Here is a 16,829-nt window from a genome sequence, read left to right on the forward strand (position 1 = left end):
TGGGCAGCCGCGGTAGTTATTACTACCGCGGCTGCACGTATCTAACGCGACGTTGCCGGCTGGTTCTGCGTTATGCAGTGAATGCCGCCGCCGCGGGCGAAGATCGGGCGTGCGTCGACGGTGACGATTTCGCGGCCCGGATAGGTGCTCGCCAGGATTTCAGCGGCCTGCTGATCGTGCGGATCAGCGAAATTGCACGCGATGACGGCACCATTGGCGACGTAGTGGTTGAGGTAGCTGTAGTCCACCCAACCCTCCTCGTCTTCGAGGACCTTCGGGGCAGGTACAGGTATGACCTCAAACGTGCGTCCGGCCGCGTCGGTGGACTCCATGAGCAGGTTGATGATCTCGCGGCTGACTGCGTGATCCGGGTGCCCAGAATCTTGCTGCTGGTGTACCAGCACCACTCCGGGAGCGGGAATCGCCGCAACGATGTCGACGTGACCCCGCGTCCCGAATTTTTCCGAGTCTCGGGTGAGACCGCGCGGCAGCCAGATCACTTTCTTCGCGCCGATCGTCCGGGCGAGTTCAGTTTCCACGTCTGCTTTCGTCCAGCCTGGGTTGCGGTCCTGATCGAGCTGGACGGTTTCGGTGACCAGGACCGTGCCCTCACCATCGACCTGTATGCCGCCGCCTTCGTTGACGAGCGGTGAATCGATTCGTGGCACCGCCAGGTGGTCAGCAACGAAAGCAGCGATCCTTTCGTCCAGGTCCCATTGAGCCCAGTCCTGTGCGCCCCACCCGTTGAAAATCCAGTTCACCGCACCGACGCCACCGTCGTCGTCAACAACGAAGGTGGGACCGATGTCCCGCATCCACGCGTCATTGAGTGGGGCCTCAAGAATGTCGATGGCGCTCGAAAGGTAGCGGCGCGCGTATTCAGCCTCATCGGGCGCTGCTACGACGGTGACCGGCTCAAAGTCGACGATGGTGTTGGCCACGGCGGCCCACGCGCTACGTGCCGCATGCTGCTGTTCGGCAGTGTCGCCAAGGGAGTAGCCCCGACAGGGGAAGGCCATCCATGTGCGCTCGTGCGGTGCACGCTCAGCAGGCATCCACCAGTTGCTGGTCATGACGGAACACTCGCTTCGATTGGCGCGACGAGCTGTGCGTACGTGTCAGGGCGGCGTGTCTGAAGGAAGGGAAAGAGTGTCAGCCAGTCTTTGCGCTGTGCGAGGTCGAGGTCGGCCACGAGAACCGCGGACTCGTCACGAGGTGCCTGCACTAGGATCCGGCCGTACGGGTCGGAGATGAAGGACGAGCCGTAGAACTTAATAACGCCTTCGTCGCCGTGCCGGTTGGGGGCGACCATGAAGGTCCCGTTAGCGATACCATTCGCGACAATCACTTGCTGCCACAGAGGTTGAGTGTCGAAGTCCGGGTGATCTGGTTCAGAGCCGATCGCGGTGGGATAGACAATAATCTCCGCGCCGCGCAGTGAATAGATGCGGGCCACCTCGGGGAACCATTCATCCCAGCAGGTCGGCATAGCGATCCGTGCACCGTCGATCTCGGGTGCAGTATGTACGGTCCACGCATCAGCGCTCTGAGGGCCGCCCCGGAAATACGTGTCCTCGTAATAGCCCGTGGTGATGGGAATGTGGAGCTTGCGGGTGCGGCCGACAAGCTCACCAGTCGGTGCCACGAGTATCGCGGTATTGAACCCCAAACCGTCGTTGAACTCGAAGCCGTTCTCGCCGTCGTTACGTTCGTAGAGGGAGGCATGGACGAGAACGTTGTTGTCCATGGCGGCCTGAGCCGCGAACTGGTAAGTCGGCCCCGTCAGCAGGTCTTCGGCGTTCGCGGCCGGGTTCGCGCCTCCCGGCACGAAAGCCGGGTAGCGGCTGAGCGTCAGCTCCGGCAGGAACACGACCCGTGCGCCGTGGCTGGCAGCGAGGGCAATTCCGTCGCGGAGCTCGTTGCGGAGAGTGATCGGGTTGTCGTGCCATTGGTGTTGAACTACCCCGACTCGGAGCGGTTGCCGGTCAGCGGGTTCCACGCGAGCGGGAGAGTGCGGGGGCGTCAAAGCTGTGATGGTGCGCATCGGGGTCCTCGGAGCGGGTCGAAGTAAAACGAATGTGATTCGTTAAGTATGGTGAATCACATCACCGCAGTCAAGGGTCAGTTTTCTGAGGAGTAAAAATGGGCCGTCCGCCCCGTCGGTTGCTCACCCCCGACTGGATCGCCGACGAGGCGCTGCGCATGGTCGATGACAGTGGCGACTTCACCATGCCGGGGATAGCTGCACGCCTAAAGGTTCGGCCCTCGTCCCTCTACAACCACATAAGCGGACGCGGCGAGATCATCGAACTCCTACGCGCCAGAATGATGTCAAGCGTTGACGTGGAAGGGGTTAAGGCGCAATCGCATACATGGAGTGACGTCGTGATCGGGCTCGCCCGGGAGTATCGGCGCAGCTACGCTCAGCATCCGCGCCTCATTCCGCTTTTCACCGCCCACACCGTTCAGACGGAAGTGGCGTTCAACATGTATAACGCATTGGCAGACGCATTTGTCAGCGCGGGGTTTTCGTCAGCGGATGTGCTGCACGCGATCACTGCTGTCGACAGTTTCGTGCTCGGCTCTGCGCTCGACGTTGCCGCGCCGAAGGAAGTGTGGGCGACACCCGACAACGCGAACGCGGCTATGCGAAGCGCGATCGCAGCCGCGACACCGCTGAAATCACGGGCCGATGCGGCATTCGAACTTGGCGTGCGCGCGCTCGTCGAAGGGCTGGTTGTGTTGTCCAAACAGACAGCGGAGTAACGGCTTTCCGGATAACACGCGTGGCAATGCGCAGGCGGTCCCTCCGCTGCTGGTCTTCGCCGTGCGACAACGATGCAGTCACAGGCAACTAACAGTTAGTAACTAACTGCCCGATACTTCACCCGAGATGGTGGCATTGGTCGCAACCGGCAGCGGAAGAGACAAAGCCCACTCGTAGAGAGATGCTGCGGCGCTTCATCTGCCGACGATTCTGCTGCGCAACGAACACCTTTGGAGTCACAATGAAACGCTTCGCACGTAACTCGGTGCTTGTCGCTGCCTGCGCGGTTGCCGTAACCGGCTTCACAGGCATGAGCGCACACCTGACGAGCAGCGAAGGAAACACGGCTGCAACTGCACATGGTGACTCGATCGTTCCCGCGCTGAGCAGTTCCACTATCGATGGCAGTTCACACGGCTCGTCTGGCTCACACGGCTCGTCTGGCTCACATGGCTCTTCCGGGTCGCACGGCTCTTCCGGGTCACCAGGTTCATTGGTCGGCGGCCTGGGCTCCCTTGCCGCACTCGGTTCATTGGGCCCGCATGGCTCGTCCTGTGGCGGATGTGTGGGCCCGACTGGCCCGACTGGCCCGACTGGCCCGGCCGGTGAGACTGGTCCGGCCGGTGAGACGGGGCCGACGGGTCCGCAGGGTGAGCAGGGTGTTCAGGGTGAGACCGGACCCGCGGGTGCTACCGGCGCTGCGGGTGCTACCGGTGCGACGGGGCCGACGGGTCCGCAGGGTGAGCAGGGTGTTCAGGGTGAGACCGGACCAGCAGGTGCTACCGGTGCCACGGGTGTTACCGGTGACATGGGGCCGACGGGTCCGCAGGGTGAGCAGGGTGTTCAGGGTGAGACCGGACCAGCAGGTGCTACCGGTGCCACGGGTGCTACCGGTGAGACGGGGCCGACGGGTCCACAGGGTGACGATGCTGTCGTAGAAGCCGCCGTGCTCACTACGGGGTCCGATGGACGGGTGACGCTCAACTATCCTGCGATGGCTACGCCTCCTGTAGTGCAGGGCACTGCCGTGGGCACCACGCGGTACGTCGTGGTGGCCGAATCGGTGACTGCGACCCAAGCGGTCCTACGGGTGTGGGAGACATTCGGCCTGACGGTTCTCTCGGTCAACGTGCTAGGTGGGTGGGCCCCCGTTGGGAGCGGAGTGCAGGTCCACGTCACTGCGACCCAGCCGTAGGCTGCACTATGGAGACAACCAGATGCTATGAATTGATCTCAACCTGCCTCGGGTCTTCATTGGTTGCCAGAGTCCGTTTCATTGGAATGTTCCTGGGGTGAAGTGGTTCGGCCATTAATTGCGTTCTCGCAACGGATTTGGCCGCGCCGATGCCGGCAACGAGCATCCTGTGCTCAGGTTGCAGCGTTTTCACCAGCGTACCCAGCAGTAGTAGTCGAGCATTGCCGAGTACCTACTTGCGGAAATTGGAAGTCAAAGTCAACGGAGGTTCAAACTCAAGGTGGCTACAGCCAAGAGCGCGACATGACGTCTCGAACCTTCTTGCAGGACGGCTGCTGGGGACTTACGGACGACGACGGGACCATTGCTACCTTCAGCAGGTTCCTCGATTCGCTGCCGACTAGACCGAGATTGCTCGGTTTCGGGGAATGTATGCACGAGGAGGAAGGCCTGCCTCGCCTCCGGAATCAGTTGTTTCAGCACCTCGTGGAGCATGAGGGGTATCGTTCAGTTGCCCTTGAGAGTGATTGTCTTGCAGGGCTTCTGACGGACAGTTACGTTGTGCATGGAACCGGGTCACTGGATGAGGCGATGGAGCACGGTTTCAGCCACGGCTTTGGTGATTCCCCGGCAAATCGGGCACTCGTCCAGTGGATGCGCGAGTATAACCGCGATCGTCCATTGCGGGACCGTCTGCGGTTCTTTGGATTTGATGCCCCCGTTGAGATGACGGGCGGAGACAGTCCGAGGCTAGTACTAAGCGGGCTCTACCACCTATTGGCTGACCACGTGGACTCCGCATTGCTTCCATGCTCACATGAAGAATTGGACCTGACTATCGGCGAGGATGATCGATGGACCAATCCTGCAGCAGCGCTTGATTCTTCGCTTTCCGTGGGAACCTCACCGGACGCGCGGACGCTCCGGCTGATCACCGATGATCTCGTTGCGCTGTTGTATTCGGAATCTCCGCACCTGGCTGCGACACTGTCAGCCGATGAGTGGTGGCGAGCGCGACTCTATGGCCGCACAGCGGTCGGGCTGCTGCGCTACCACGCGGCGGTCGCGGATTCGTCTGCGGCGCGCGTTGCCCGTCTTCTCGGTTTGAGGGACGAGCTGATGGCGAGCAACCTCAATGCGATTGTCGAGCACGAGTCGCGGCGCGGTCCGGCGCTCGTTTTTGCTCACAACAGGCACTTGCAGAAATACAAGAGCCGCTGGCGCTTCAACGGGCAAGACCTGGAGTGGTGGAGCGCGGGCGCGATCGCTGATGTTCAGCTCGGTGACCACTACGCTTTCGTGGCCTCAGCGTTCGGAGCTGCACCGCACCAGGGCGTGCACAGGGCTCCCGAGGACACCCTGGAAGGGCTACTTGCCGCGAATCTTCCGGAGGGCCGATGCATCATCAACTCCGAGAAGCTCCAGGCCGCCCTTCCCGAGGTGGATGGGCAGAGACCCGTACTGCGAACTGAGACGTCGAAGAACTACAGCTACTTTGCGCTCGACCCCGCTTACCTGCATAAAACCGATGGGGTCATCTTCATCAAAGAACTGGCAGATGCGCCGGATGCCGGAAATTCCGGGTAAGCTGGTCTCGCCGGGACTATTCAGGTTCCCAATCGAAGGACGGTTCATGTCCGACAAATCCCCTCGTCAGACGATGACGAAGAAATCTGGCAAATCGCTTAAGGAAAAACGTGCGGTGAAGCGTGCCAAGTCGGGGTCTGACGGTCCGGCTGAGCCTACTGCCGCTCTGAAGAAGCGCTGATCAATGACAATCAGCTGGCTGAAGAACGAGTGTGAGTCATCGATAATCGGAAAGCTCGACCGGGACACGTATGCGCAGGCGCAGCGAGTCGTTGCCTCGCATAGTGAGAGCGCGAATGACTGCAACTCCTTGCTGACGATGCTCGGGATTCGTGAGTGTCTCGCCATCGACGACAGCGAGACACTGGCCAGCACTACCGTGCCGAGTATCTTGCGAGATCCGCTGGGTCATGCGCACAGATGACGTCCACGGCATCGTAGCGCGCCACTTCACGTAATCGCGCGAGGTTGTTCAGCCTCGCGCTTTTGCTGGTTTGAAGGACTGACTCCATTGCTGCGAAAACACGCGGGTGTGATGGAGGGGTCCCAATCTCGGTGTGAGAGTAGTAGCTGTCTCCTGCGTGAAGGAGCCATCGCGCCGGGCCCTGCGGCGCAGTGTTTATCGCGACGCCACAATGGCCACGCGTGTGCCCCTCGAGGGGCACATACAGAATCTGCTCAGGCAGGCCGGGAATATCGCGTACGGCGTCGAAACCGAACCATCGTGTACCGAATTCGCTGTGTTCGACCCACCGTGGCTTGTGATCGAAGGTGGCGCGGGAGTACCGGCGCCGCTCGATCACGCTGGAGGGGTTCCTCGCCGCGCGCAGCTCGGCGGCGCTGATATGCACGTTCGCCTCAGGGAAGTCACGCAACCCACCGGCATGGTCGAAGTCGAGGTGGGTCAGCAGAATGTGTCGCACATCTTTGGCGCTGTAGCCGAGCTTCTCGACCTGCGATACTGCGGTTTCGTCAATGGCGAGTTGAGGGCGGAGCGTGTAGCTGATCGGGAATCTCATAGTGGTCTTGGGTTCCGTCACATCTGCTCGGCCGAGCCCGCTGTCGACAAGTACCAGGCCGGATGTCTCCGTTTCGATGAGGAGGCAGTGCGTCACGAACTTCTTACGCATCCCGAGTGGTGCGAACGTTCCGCAATTGAGGTGATGGACGCGCATCACGACTCCGTGTTCGCGATGCGCGCCACGCGTTGGTCGTATGCCCCGCGCACCCCATGATCGACTCCCGTCAGCGCACGTCTTGCGCCGATGACTGTCCGGAGAACCGAGGTCAGGCGTTCCGGCGCGACTGCGAGTGCGACGTCCGCAGGACTGAGGTAGCGGGGCACCGCGATCTCAGCCTGGCGAGTGGTGCAAGTCCGCAGGATTGCGCGGGCGACGTCTACAGCGTCAACCGTTGGCAGGCCATGTCCGAGCTGCACACCCGACGAGAGTTCGGTGCGCACTGCCGACGGAAGCACGGTGCTCACGCTCACCCCGTGGTCAGCGAATTCAAGCCGTGCAGCGGCGGAAAGGCCGACCGCAGCGAACTTGCTCGCGTTGTACGCGACCATCCCGTGGACCGGGATTTTCCCTGCCAGTGAGGCGACATTGACGATGTGTCCCTGCCCGCGTTCCACCATCTGCGGGCCGAATACGCGCATGCCATGCATGGGGCCACGGACGTTGATGTCCATGGTCGCGTCGATGGTCTGGTCGGTTTCGTCGAGAAGCGCGGCGAGCGGCATGATGCCAGCATTGTTGACGAGGATGTCGACGGTACCGACTTTATTGGCGAGTTCGTCCCAAGCCCGCCGGGACCGCACATCGAGCCGGTGCGCTGACGCGTCCGGTCCGATCTCTGCGGCGGCTTCTTCAGCAGCGTCGAGATCGACGTCTGTGACGAGAACGCGCGCGCCGTGCTGTGCGAACAATGCAGCGGTGGCGCGGCCGATACCTCGGCCGGATCCCGTGACGAGCACGGTCGAAAGTGCGAGTGTCAGTGAGGGGTAAGGGGAGCGGAATATGCTCATGCGGGGGCCTTCGCGGTGTCGGTCTCGGTGTGGCTGTACGCGGCGGGGTCGAACCCGTCGAGGCGGTCGAGCATCCGTTTGGTGGACCAGGGCCAGCTGAAGCTGTTCCGACCGTTGACGTCCAGGTAGTAACTGTGGCACCCACCCGCGTTGTAGACGGTGCTGCCTAGCGCATCCTGCACCTCGGCGTTGAATGCGTCTTGAACCTCACGGCGCGGCGCGATAGGTGCCCAGTTGGTGTCTTGGAGGTGGCTTACGGCCTGACCTAAATAGTTCAGCTGAGCCTCGAGAATCATGAACGCGGACGTGTGCCCCGTACCGAGAGCTGGTCCGAGTAATACGAATGCATTGGGAAATCCGGCGATTGCTGTGCCGAGATACGCCTGCGGGCTGCCCTTCCAGTGGTCGTCTAGGCTGCGTCCGTCGCCGTCGAATACTCGGGAACCGACGGGCATATCGAGGATATGGAAACCGGTCCCGAAGATGATGGCGTCCACCTCCCGTTCCTGGCCGTCGGCGCCGACGACGGTGTTGCCGCGAACTTCGGTGACCGCATTCGGGTGCACTTCGACGTTCGGCTGTGTCAGCGCTGGGTAATACGTGTTCGACATCAGCAGCCGCTTGCACCCGAGCGTGTAGTCGGGTGTCAGCATCGCGCGCAGTTTTTTATTCCGCACTTGCCGGAACAGATGAGCGCGACCGGTCTGCTGAACCAGTCGAAGGATCCATGGGTTGCGGAAACCTACACCGAGGCTCTCAAGGAGAACGTACTCAAGACGCCGCAATCCGCTGTAAACACCAGGCACTGTGCGCATCGCCCACGACTCAGCCTCGGGCATCGCATGGTCAGGTTTCGGCAGCACCCACTGCGCGGTGCGCTGGTAAACGTGGAGTTCGCTGACTAGCGGCTGAATTTCGGGGACGAATTGAACAGCGGAGGCACCCGTCCCCACGACAGCGACGCGTTTGCCGGTCAAGTCGTACGAGTGGTTCCATCTGGATGAATGGAACACTTCGCCACCGAAGCCTGCGAGACCAGGGATATCCGGAATGAGTGGCTCATTCCACGGCCCGGCCGCCGCGATCACTGCCCGTGCGGTGAAGGAACCCTGAGTGGTGTCAATGTCCCAACGCTGTGTGCGCGGATTCCACTGGGCCCTAGTAACTTCCGTCTTGAACTGGACTCTCTCCGGGACACCGAATTCGGTGGCTGTGCGCTCGATGTACTCGCGGATCTCAGGCTGTCCGGCGAAGACGCGGGACCAGTCTGGGTTCGGCGCGAACGAGTACGAGTAGAGGCGCGAGGGAACATCGCACGCGCACCCGGGGTACGTGTTATCTCGCCATGTGCCCCCGAGTGTGTCGCCTTTCTCGAGTACGGCGAAGTTCGCTATGCCTTTGCGGGCGAGCGTGATTGCGGCACCGATGCCAGAGATCCCCGCCCCAATGATGACTACGTCGTAGTGGGTCATGCCAGAACACCTGCCTTCGCTTCGAGTGCGGCACGGGTGCTGCGCAGCGCGTGCTCAAATGTGGCTAGACGGCGCCGGCCATCCATGAAGTTCGGTCCCATTACGTGGAGGTCCGCTGCGCTGGCGTCAACTCTGAGCACCCGAATTCCTTGTGATTCCGCAAGTGCGATTTCCTGATCGAGCCGGGCGCTCATCGCATTTCGCAGTACAGCGCGTTCGATGATGTGTGCTCCCCGAGCGGGTATTCGGCCGGTGGACGCCATCGGCGCGAGAACTACGAGTTCCTCGAGGCCCTGGTTCAGTGCGAGGTCTACCGACGCCGTTGAGACTGTCCCGCCGTCGAGGTAGCGTCGACCGCCAATCTGCACAGGAGGGAACCACCCAGGGATGGCCCATGACGCACGCAGAGCGTCGCTGATCGATGCGTGCGGAGCGGGAGGTGAGCCGAACGCGACCCGTGCGCCCGTTTCTGAGTCGGCAGCCACCAGCCATGTTGCTGAGTGCGGGACCCAGTTGTGGCCGTCAGTGAGTCTGTTTGCGAGTTTCGTCAGCCAGGCCGCGTTCCCGCGGCCACGGGGGAGCAGGCCAGCCGATCTCGTCACTCCGTTCGCTTTCCTGAGAAGGGAAGGGGAACCGAGTGCAGGAGCTGGGAGTGGCGGAAATCGGCCCGGCGCCGCCGCGAGATGGTTGACGAGAGCGGGGTGCCGCGCGGTGCCGAGCTGCATCGAGACCAGCTCGTCGACGCTGACGCCGCCGCCAAGCATCGTCACCAGTTCCGCCCCGGCGGAGGTGCCCATGAGGAGTTCCGCGTCACGTGGATCCCAGTTGAGGACGTCGCGCACTGCGACGAGGGCGGCAACTATCCAGGCAGCTCCTAGGGTGCCGCCGCAGCCAATGATCAGACCGCGACGCTGCAATCTTTCAGATACTGTCATAATTCGAAGACTAGCGGTATCTGGAGCATATGGGAAGCATGACTTGTGTCCGATGCCCGTCACGCACCAGTGCCGTAGAGTGAGTGTCAATGGCTGATTTCCAGCCGTTCTCGCAGTTCACCGATTCTGAGTTGATGACATTCAGCGACTCGTCTGGTTCTGCGGCAAACCGAGGAGTAATACCCGTGAATCATTATCCAGAATTCCTCGCGGCGAAGTCCGAGTCCACCAAGGGTGACGAAAAAGCCAGCGAGCAGCAGGAAACCTCAGAGCCGACAGCCGAGGACCGCTCCCACGACTACACCGGCCTCTTCTCCGAACGCTGAGGCGCATCGCGTTTCTGTAGACCTCTGTGCCCGCATCGCGCGACGCTATACTTCGCGAGAACGAAACACCGAGTGACTATTAGAACGATGATGCGACTGTGCTGGAGGAACTCTGATGTCCAGGCATCTGGCCAGGGGCCCGGTTCGCGGCAGTGAGCGCGCGCTGGCACCCGATCTCGCGCGGGGCTTCATGCTCCTGCTCATCGTGGTCGCGAATACGCCGTGGTACCTATGGGGCAGAGACGGCGACCGTCTCTCCGCGCATCCGGAAGCGGAATCGTTCATCGACCAGGTGACGCAGGGGATAATCGTCACGACGGTTGACCTGCGCGTGTATCCGATGTTCGCTTTCCTCTTCGGCTACGGGATCGCGATGCTGTACCAGCGTCAGATAGCTGCGGGTACCACCGAAAAAGATGCCAGGGTGCTGCTCCAGAAGCGAAACCTATGGCTGCTCGTATTTGGCTTCGTCCATGCGCTTTTGCTGTGGTTCGGTGACATCCTCGGCGCGTACGGCCTTGCGGGCCTCCTCCTGGTGTGGCTGTTCATTCGGCGCCGGGACGTCACGCTGATTGTCTGGAGCGCTATTGGGGCGGGACTGCTGCTCGCGCTCACCCTGCTCACGGTCGCGTCCGTGTCTGCCATTCCTGAGGGATCCGACGGTGGTGCAGAGCAACCATTCGATATCTACTTCATCATCGAGGCAGCCAACGGAGAAAGTAACTACTTCGCCTCCGCTCTGACTCGGGTGGGGTTCTGGCTGTTCCTGATCTTCTTCCAGGGCATCTTTTCGCTCGCGGTGCCGATCGCGATCCTTCTTGGTATTTGGGCGGGACGGCGACGGATTCTCGAGGAACCCGCCGAGCACCTTGTGTTGCTGCGCAATGTGGCGATCGCGGGCATCACGATCGGGTGGCTCGGTGGTGGAGCCAGGGCCTTAGCGAAGGTCGGCATCTGGGAAGTTTCCGATCCGATGATGTTCGCTTTCGAACAGGTTCAGCTTGCGACCGGCCTGGCCGGCGGCGTCGGTTATGTTGCTTTGTTCGGTCTGGTTGGATACTGGCTGCGCGGTCGAACCCTTGGCATTTTCGGCACCGGCATCGTCGCAGTCGGCAAGCGTTCGCTGAGTTGCTATCTGGCGCAGTCCGTGCTGTGCGCACCAATCCTCGCAGCGTGGGGGCTGGGGCTCGGCCAGCACATGTATAGCGCGAACATGGCGGTCTACGCGATAGCCGTGTGGCTCATCACCGTGGTCGGCGCCTACATATTGGAGAAGCGAAATCAGCGCGGGCCAGCGGAGGTTGTGCTGCGCAGGCTGACGTACGGCAAAGAAGCGCGGCCCCCTGCATAGCCGAATCCATTAGCGTGGCAAGCATGAGTCCCCGCATTGTCCTCGCCCCAGATAAGTTCAAGGGCTCCCTCACCGCAGCTGAAGCGGCGGCTGCAATGCTCGACGGATGCCGGGCGGCGCTTCCAGAGTGCATCATTACGGTGGTTCCGGTCTCCGATGGCGGCGAGGGCATGCTCGATGTCGCCGCAGCGCGTAACGCCGAAATCAGGGCTACCCAGGTTACCGGTCCTTTGCGGAAGTCGGCGACGGCCCGATACGCAGTCCTTGGCGATGAGGTTTTCCTCGAGACAGCGGAAGCGTGCGGACTTGCTCAGGTCCCAAATCCTGATCCGTGCACGGCGCTTGACGCGACGTCCTACGGCGTCGGTGAACTACTGCTCGCCGTCCTCGATGCCGGATACCGGCGGATCCATGTCGGACTGGGCGGGTCAGCGTGCACCGATGGCGGTGCGGGAATGGCTCAGGCGCTGGGAGTCCGGCTGCTCGACGCGGATGGCACAGAGCTTCCGCTTGGTGGGGCAGCCCTCGCCCGGCTGACGCGGATCGATACCTCGGGATTGGATCCACGCCTGTCAGAGTGCACAGTCACTGTGGCACACGATGTCGATAACCCACTCGTCGGCGCTGACGGCGCGGCCCCGGTCTTCGGCCCGCAGAAAGGGGCAGACGCGGACGCGGTGGCGTCGTTAGTGCGAGGTCTCGAACGGTACGCCGGGCACCTGGAACAAGCGTCGCCGGGTGTCACGTCCCGCGCGGGCGCGGGTGCTGCGGGCGGCATAGGTGCGGGAGCGTTCGCGTTTCTCAGTGCTGCAGGAGTTTCGGGGGCGCAATTCCTGCTGGAGGTCACGGGCGCGCGAAATGCCATCGACGGTGCCGCGCTGGTGCTCGTGGGAGAGGGTCGCCTCGACAGTCAGACGCTGCGCGGCAAAGCGCCGAGTGCAGTCGCCCGGCTGGCACGAGAACTCGGCGTGCCGTGCCTGGCGATCGCCGGCCTCGTCGACACTGATCAGGCAGCGTTGGAGGAGTCCGGCATCCAGGCAGCGTACAGCTTGACTGAGTCGGCCGGCTCGTCAGAAGTAGCGCATGCTCAGGCGAGCAGAGTGTTGCGTGAAGTCACTGAGTCCGCCGTGAGGCAGTGGTCGGAGACCAGTTGAGCGGTCTCGCAACCGCGTCGTGTGCACAGAATCGCAGAAATCCTGTCGCGGATCCGCGAGTTTGTGCACACGAGCCGGTAGTTACCGCGAGAACGCAGCGACAAGTTCCCGGATCTTGCGGGCCCGCTCGAGTTGCGGCCGTTCGCTGCCGTACTTCACCTGTGCGCCGTCCACGCCGAGGCGTGCGATGGTCGCCTCAGCCCACCTGACATCGGCAGCCGAGGGGGTGAGCTCATCATTGATGAGTCGTGCGTGCTGCGAAGAGAGGCACAACTTTCCGGTCATGCCTGCTGCAATTCCAACCTTGATTCCGGCGCGGTAGTCATCGGTACTGTCGGTCAGTGTCGGTCCGTCGATCGGCGCATGGATCCGCTCCGCGCGGCTCGCTACAACAAGCCGGGACCGCGCGTATGCGAGGGAAACGGGGTCAGCTGCGGCGCCAATGTCTTTGCGAAAGTCGCCAGTGCCGAAGGCGAGTCGCGTTACGCTGCTGGCACCTGCGATGCCGCGGGCTTCCTCGAGGCCAAGCGCGCTTTCCACGAGTGCGACAATCGGTGTCCCCGCGGGCAGTCGCGCGGCCGTCGCAGCGATCTGATCGTGATGCTCTGCCTTCGCGAGCATCACACCTGCGACGCCTTTCACTGATGAGAGCATGTCCAAGTCATGACTCCAATGCGGAGTGCACACGTCGTTAATCCGCACCCACGTCGGTTTCCCCTGATCCAGCCAGCGCCAAACGTTCTCCCGTGCTTGATGTTTCTCATTTTCAGCGACGCTGTCTTCCAGGTCGAGGACGACGACATCTGCACCGCAGGATTCGGCGGCAACGATATCGCTGTAGTTGGCAGGCCCTCGGAGCAGCCAGGATCGGGCGACTGACGTGTCTACGGCCTGTGACTGCAAAGTTGGTGATGACATGCTGGAAGCTCCTCACAACGCGGGGATGGTGCAGCACTATGCGCGATGCGCGGAGCGATTCGTCAGCTGTCCGATGCGCGATCGGGCACGGTGCGGGTGGGCGGCCGACAGTGGCAGCGAAGGATAGTAACCAGGACCTCACGCCGACAACTTCGTCGGCTTTTCCTCACTTCAGGGTAGTGATCTGCGTCCCCGGATTCCGGGCACAGGGGCGCAGATCACACGCGTTTCGGATCACACCGAATCCTATGTAAATGCCACGTACTTGGTGTTCAGGTACTCCTCGATCCCTTCGGTACCGCCTTCGCTGCCGAGGCCAGACGCTTTGACGCCACCGAATGGTGCGGCGGGATCGGAGATCACGCCACGGTTGACGCCCACCATCCCGGCTTCAATCGCACGGGAGACTCTGAACACTCGGTCGATGTCCTTCGTGTAGAAGTAGGCCGCCAGCCCGAACTCAGTGTTATTTGCGAGTGTGATTGCTTCTGCTTCAGTGTCGAAGCCAAAGATCGGGGCAACTGGGCCAAAGATCTCTTCTCGAGCGATGCGCGCCGAGCTAGGTACGTCGGTGAGAACTGTTGGTGCGTAGAAGAAACCAGGTCCGTCGATGGACGTGCCCCCAGTGAGAACTTTGGCTCCGGTGGCGACCGCGTCAGCCACGAGTCCCGCTATCGCGTCACGCTGCCGCCCATTGATCAGGGGGCCAATCTGTGTATCTGGTTCGTAACCGGGTCCGACCTTCATGGCGGCAATCCGGTCGGTCAGGCGAGCGGTGAATTCAGCACGAATGCTGTTGTGTATGAATAAGCGATTCGCTGCCGTGCATGCCTCTCCGCCGTTGCGCATTTTCGCAGCCATCGCACCCTCGACCGCTGCGTCAAGATCAGCGTCATCAAACACGATGAATGGAGCATTGCCACCGAGTTCCATCGACGTTCGCTGGACGTTCGGTGCGGACTCGCTGATCAGGACACTGCCGACGCGTGTTGAGCCGGTGAAAGTGACTTTACGCAGGCGGGCGTCACCGATCAGCTGGTCGCTCAGCGCCGATGAATGTGACGACGGCAGTACCGAGAGCACACCGGCGGGCAGCCCTGCGTCGGCGAACGCCTGCGCGAGCAGGAGCATCGTCAAGGGAGTGTCCGTGGACGGTTTCACGATCATCGTGCAGCCGGCGGCGAGCGCAGGGCCGATCTTTCGGGTACCCATAGCCAGCGGGAAGTTCCACGGCGTGATCGCGAGACAGGGGCCGACCGGCTCTTTCGTAACCAGGATGCGGCCGTTGCCGTTCGGCGCTTCGGTGTAGCGGCCCTGAATGCGTACTGCTTCTTCACTGAACCACCGGAGAAACTCTGCGCCGTAATTCAGTTCGCCGCGGCTTTCGGATAGGGCTTTGCCCATTTCGAGCGTCATGAGCAAGGCGAAGTCTTCGGTGCGTTCGATGAGGAGTTCCCAGGCTCGCCGCAGTATGGCGGACCGGACGCGTGGGGCGGTGGCTGCCCATTCTGCTTGGACCGCACAGGCCGAATCTAGCGCGCGCAGCGCATCTTTCGGTGAGGCATCGGCGACCTCGGTGAGCACTTCACCGGTGGCTGGGTTGTGGACTGGGAAGCGGCCTCCATCGACGGGTTCGGTCGAGGCCCCATCGATCCACAGGCCTTTAGGCACGGATGCGAGCAGTCGAGTTGTGTTGAGCATAATTGTCCTTCAGGTAAGGGAGCGGACAGCTGATTCGAGGACATCAAGGCCCTCGCTTAGCAGTTCGTCGCTGATAACCAGTGAGGGCAGCAACCGGACGACGTTGCCGTATGAGCCGCAGGTGAGGAGAATGACGCCCTCGCTGAGAGCCTTTGCAGCGACGGCTTTCGCGAGAGCGGGATCCGGATCGTCCGTTCCCGGCTTCACGAACTCAACTGCAATCATCGCGCCACGTCCGCGGACGTCACCAACGGCGGGGATCGCTTCCTGCAGGGCACGCAGGCGGGCAAAAGCGATGTCTCCGATGGCTCGTGCTCTGGCTGGAAGATCGTACGCGCGCATCGCGTGTATCGCTCCGAGCGCACCGGCGCAGGCGATGGGGTTGCCGCCGTAGGTGCCGCCGAGGCCACCTGGATGGACTGCGTCGAGCAGGTCAGCGCGGCCCGTGATCGCGGACAGCGGTAAGCCGCCCGCGATCCCTTTCGCCATAGCGATGATGTCAGGGACGATCTCTTCATCGTTGCTCGCGAACCACTGTCCAGTCCGCGCAAAACCGGTTTGTACTTCGTCAGCTATGAAGACGACATCGTTCGCCTTCGCCCAGTCCACGAGAGTCGGAAGGAACCCTTTTCCGGGAACGATGAAGCCGCCTTCACCCTGAATGGGCTCGATGATGATCGCGGCGAGTTCGTCCGCGCCGATCTGAACTTCGATCTGGCTGATCACGCGCCGTGCGGCAGTCGCCCCGTCAATACCGTCGCGATAGGGATACGAGCCGGGCATGCGGTAAATTTCCGGCGCGAATGGACCCATGTGCTTCTTGTAGGGGAGCGACTTCGCGGTGAGGGCCATCGTGAGGTTGGTGCGTCCGTGATAGGCGTGGTCGAACGCGACGACGGCGTTTTTGCCGGTAGCGAGCCGAGCGACCTTCACGGCATTCTCGACAGCCTCAGCCCCTGAGTTGAACAGCACGGTGCGCTTTTCGTGGTCTCCGGGTGTTATGGCGGCAAGCTCCTCGGCTACCCGCACGTACCCCTCGTATGGAGTGACCATAAAACAGGTGTGCGTGAAGTGCCCTGCTTGCTCACGCACTGCTTCAACAACATGGGGGTCGGACGCGCCGACGCTGGTCACTGCGATGCCTGAGCCGAGGTCGATCAGGGAGTTGCCGTCGACGTCGACGAGGATGCCACCGTCGGCATCAGCGGTGTAAACGGGCACCGCTGAGCCCACACCCGCGGCTACCGAAGCTTGTCGGCGCGCCGTCAGTGCCTTGGATTTCGGACCGGGGAGGTCGGTGACCAGGGCGCGCTTCTGCGGCAGCCGGAACGAAGGATTTGTCATCTGTACTGGTCCTTGCTGTCTAGTGGTGAGAACTCGTGCGCTGCACCCCA

At 62.0% G+C, this 16,829-nt stretch carries 16 protein-coding genes; 6 read left to right on the top strand and 10 right to left on the bottom strand.

The features are described from left to right. Positions 1-41: 41 nt before the first annotated feature. Complete coding sequence (locus tag AS9A_RS06510; RefSeq protein WP_013806145.1) at positions 42-1,073, bottom strand: agmatine deiminase family protein; 1,032 nt, start codon at positions 1,071-1,073, stop codon at positions 42-44. Continuing rightward, positions 1,070-2,044: a nitrilase-related carbon-nitrogen hydrolase gene (locus AS9A_RS06515; RefSeq protein WP_013806146.1), complete on the bottom strand. Its 975-nt coding sequence runs from the start codon at positions 2,042-2,044 to the stop codon at positions 1,070-1,072. Before AS9A_RS06515 ends, AS9A_RS06510 begins: the two co-directional genes overlap by 4 nt. 98 nt (positions 2,045-2,142) lie before the next feature. On the opposite strand from AS9A_RS06515, the gene AS9A_RS06520 reads away from it, so the two are divergent. The 3 genes from AS9A_RS06520 to AS9A_RS06530 all read left to right on the top strand — a co-directional run bounded on the left by AS9A_RS06520 (position 2,143) and on the right by AS9A_RS06530 (position 5,549). After that, positions 2,143-2,766, top strand: coding sequence for a TetR/AcrR family transcriptional regulator (locus AS9A_RS06520; protein ID WP_013806147.1), 624 nt, complete (start codon positions 2,143-2,145; stop codon positions 2,764-2,766). Between the two features lie 242 nt (positions 2,767-3,008). Then, on the top strand, positions 3,009-3,962 hold the full coding sequence (locus AS9A_RS06525; RefSeq protein ID WP_013806148.1) for a collagen-like domain-containing protein: 954 nt from the start codon (positions 3,009-3,011) through the stop codon (positions 3,960-3,962). A gap of 303 nt (positions 3,963-4,265) precedes the next feature. Then, positions 4,266-5,549, top strand: a complete 1,284-nt coding sequence (locus tag AS9A_RS06530) for an erythromycin esterase family protein (RefSeq protein ID WP_148262411.1) — start codon at positions 4,266-4,268, stop codon at positions 5,547-5,549. A gap of 66 nt (positions 5,550-5,615) precedes the next feature. Here AS9A_RS06530 and AS9A_RS24315 read toward each other — a convergent pair whose 3' ends face one another. The 5 genes from AS9A_RS24315 to AS9A_RS06555 are packed head-to-tail and all read right to left on the bottom strand — an operon-like array spanning position 5,616 to position 9,985. Then, a complete protein-coding gene (locus tag AS9A_RS24315; protein ID WP_192808168.1) occupies positions 5,616-5,897 on the bottom strand; it encodes a hypothetical protein in 282 nt (93 codons plus the stop codon). A 26-nt stretch (positions 5,898-5,923) separates the two neighbouring features. Further along, on the bottom strand, positions 5,924-6,724 hold the full coding sequence (locus tag AS9A_RS06540; RefSeq protein WP_013806153.1) for an MBL fold metallo-hydrolase: 801 nt from the start codon (positions 6,722-6,724) through the stop codon (positions 5,924-5,926). After that, positions 6,724-7,578: an SDR family NAD(P)-dependent oxidoreductase gene (locus tag AS9A_RS06545; protein WP_041450920.1), complete on the bottom strand. Its 855-nt coding sequence runs from the start codon at positions 7,576-7,578 to the stop codon at positions 6,724-6,726. Before AS9A_RS06545 ends, AS9A_RS06540 begins: the two co-directional genes overlap by 1 nt. After that, positions 7,575-9,050: a flavin-containing monooxygenase gene (locus AS9A_RS06550; protein ID WP_013806155.1), complete on the bottom strand. Its 1,476-nt coding sequence runs from the start codon at positions 9,048-9,050 to the stop codon at positions 7,575-7,577. Before AS9A_RS06550 ends, AS9A_RS06545 begins: the two co-directional genes overlap by 4 nt. Continuing rightward, positions 9,047-9,985: a patatin-like phospholipase family protein gene (locus AS9A_RS06555; protein ID WP_013806156.1), complete on the bottom strand. Its 939-nt coding sequence runs from the start codon at positions 9,983-9,985 to the stop codon at positions 9,047-9,049. Before AS9A_RS06555 ends, AS9A_RS06550 begins: the two co-directional genes overlap by 4 nt. 89 nt (positions 9,986-10,074) lie before the next feature. On the opposite strand from AS9A_RS06555, the gene AS9A_RS06560 reads away from it, so the two are divergent. The 3 genes from AS9A_RS06560 to AS9A_RS06570 all read left to right on the top strand — a co-directional run bounded on the left by AS9A_RS06560 (position 10,075) and on the right by AS9A_RS06570 (position 12,816). Further along, positions 10,075-10,311: a hypothetical protein gene (locus AS9A_RS06560; protein ID WP_013806157.1), complete on the top strand. Its 237-nt coding sequence runs from the start codon at positions 10,075-10,077 to the stop codon at positions 10,309-10,311. Positions 10,312-10,426: 115 nt separating this feature from the next. After that, a complete protein-coding gene (locus AS9A_RS06565; RefSeq protein WP_013806158.1) occupies positions 10,427-11,662 on the top strand; it encodes a DUF418 domain-containing protein in 1,236 nt (411 codons plus the stop codon). Positions 11,663-11,685: 23 nt separating this feature from the next. Further along, a complete protein-coding gene (locus tag AS9A_RS06570) occupies positions 11,686-12,816 on the top strand; it encodes a glycerate kinase (RefSeq protein ID WP_013806159.1) in 1,131 nt (376 codons plus the stop codon). Positions 12,817-12,897: 81 nt separating this feature from the next. On the opposite strand, the gene AS9A_RS06575 is transcribed toward AS9A_RS06570, so the two are convergent. The 3 genes from AS9A_RS06575 to gabT form a co-directional block, all read right to left on the bottom strand. Further along, the gene (locus tag AS9A_RS06575) at positions 12,898-13,734 is read right to left on the bottom strand and encodes an HpcH/HpaI aldolase/citrate lyase family protein (RefSeq protein WP_013806160.1); all 837 of its coding nucleotides are present in this window, start codon (positions 13,732-13,734) and stop codon (positions 12,898-12,900) included. A gap of 246 nt (positions 13,735-13,980) precedes the next feature. Next, positions 13,981-15,435: an NAD-dependent succinate-semialdehyde dehydrogenase gene (locus AS9A_RS06580; RefSeq protein WP_013806162.1), complete on the bottom strand. Its 1,455-nt coding sequence runs from the start codon at positions 15,433-15,435 to the stop codon at positions 13,981-13,983. Positions 15,436-15,444: 9 nt separating this feature from the next. Next, positions 15,445-16,779: a 4-aminobutyrate--2-oxoglutarate transaminase gene (gabT, locus tag AS9A_RS06585; RefSeq protein WP_013806163.1), complete on the bottom strand. Its 1,335-nt coding sequence runs from the start codon at positions 16,777-16,779 to the stop codon at positions 15,445-15,447. Positions 16,780-16,829 lie beyond the last annotated feature (50 nt).

The organism is Hoyosella subflava DQS3-9A1 (genome assembly GCF_000214175.1).
GTDB lineage: Bacteria > Actinomycetota > Actinomycetes > Mycobacteriales > Mycobacteriaceae > Hoyosella > Hoyosella subflava.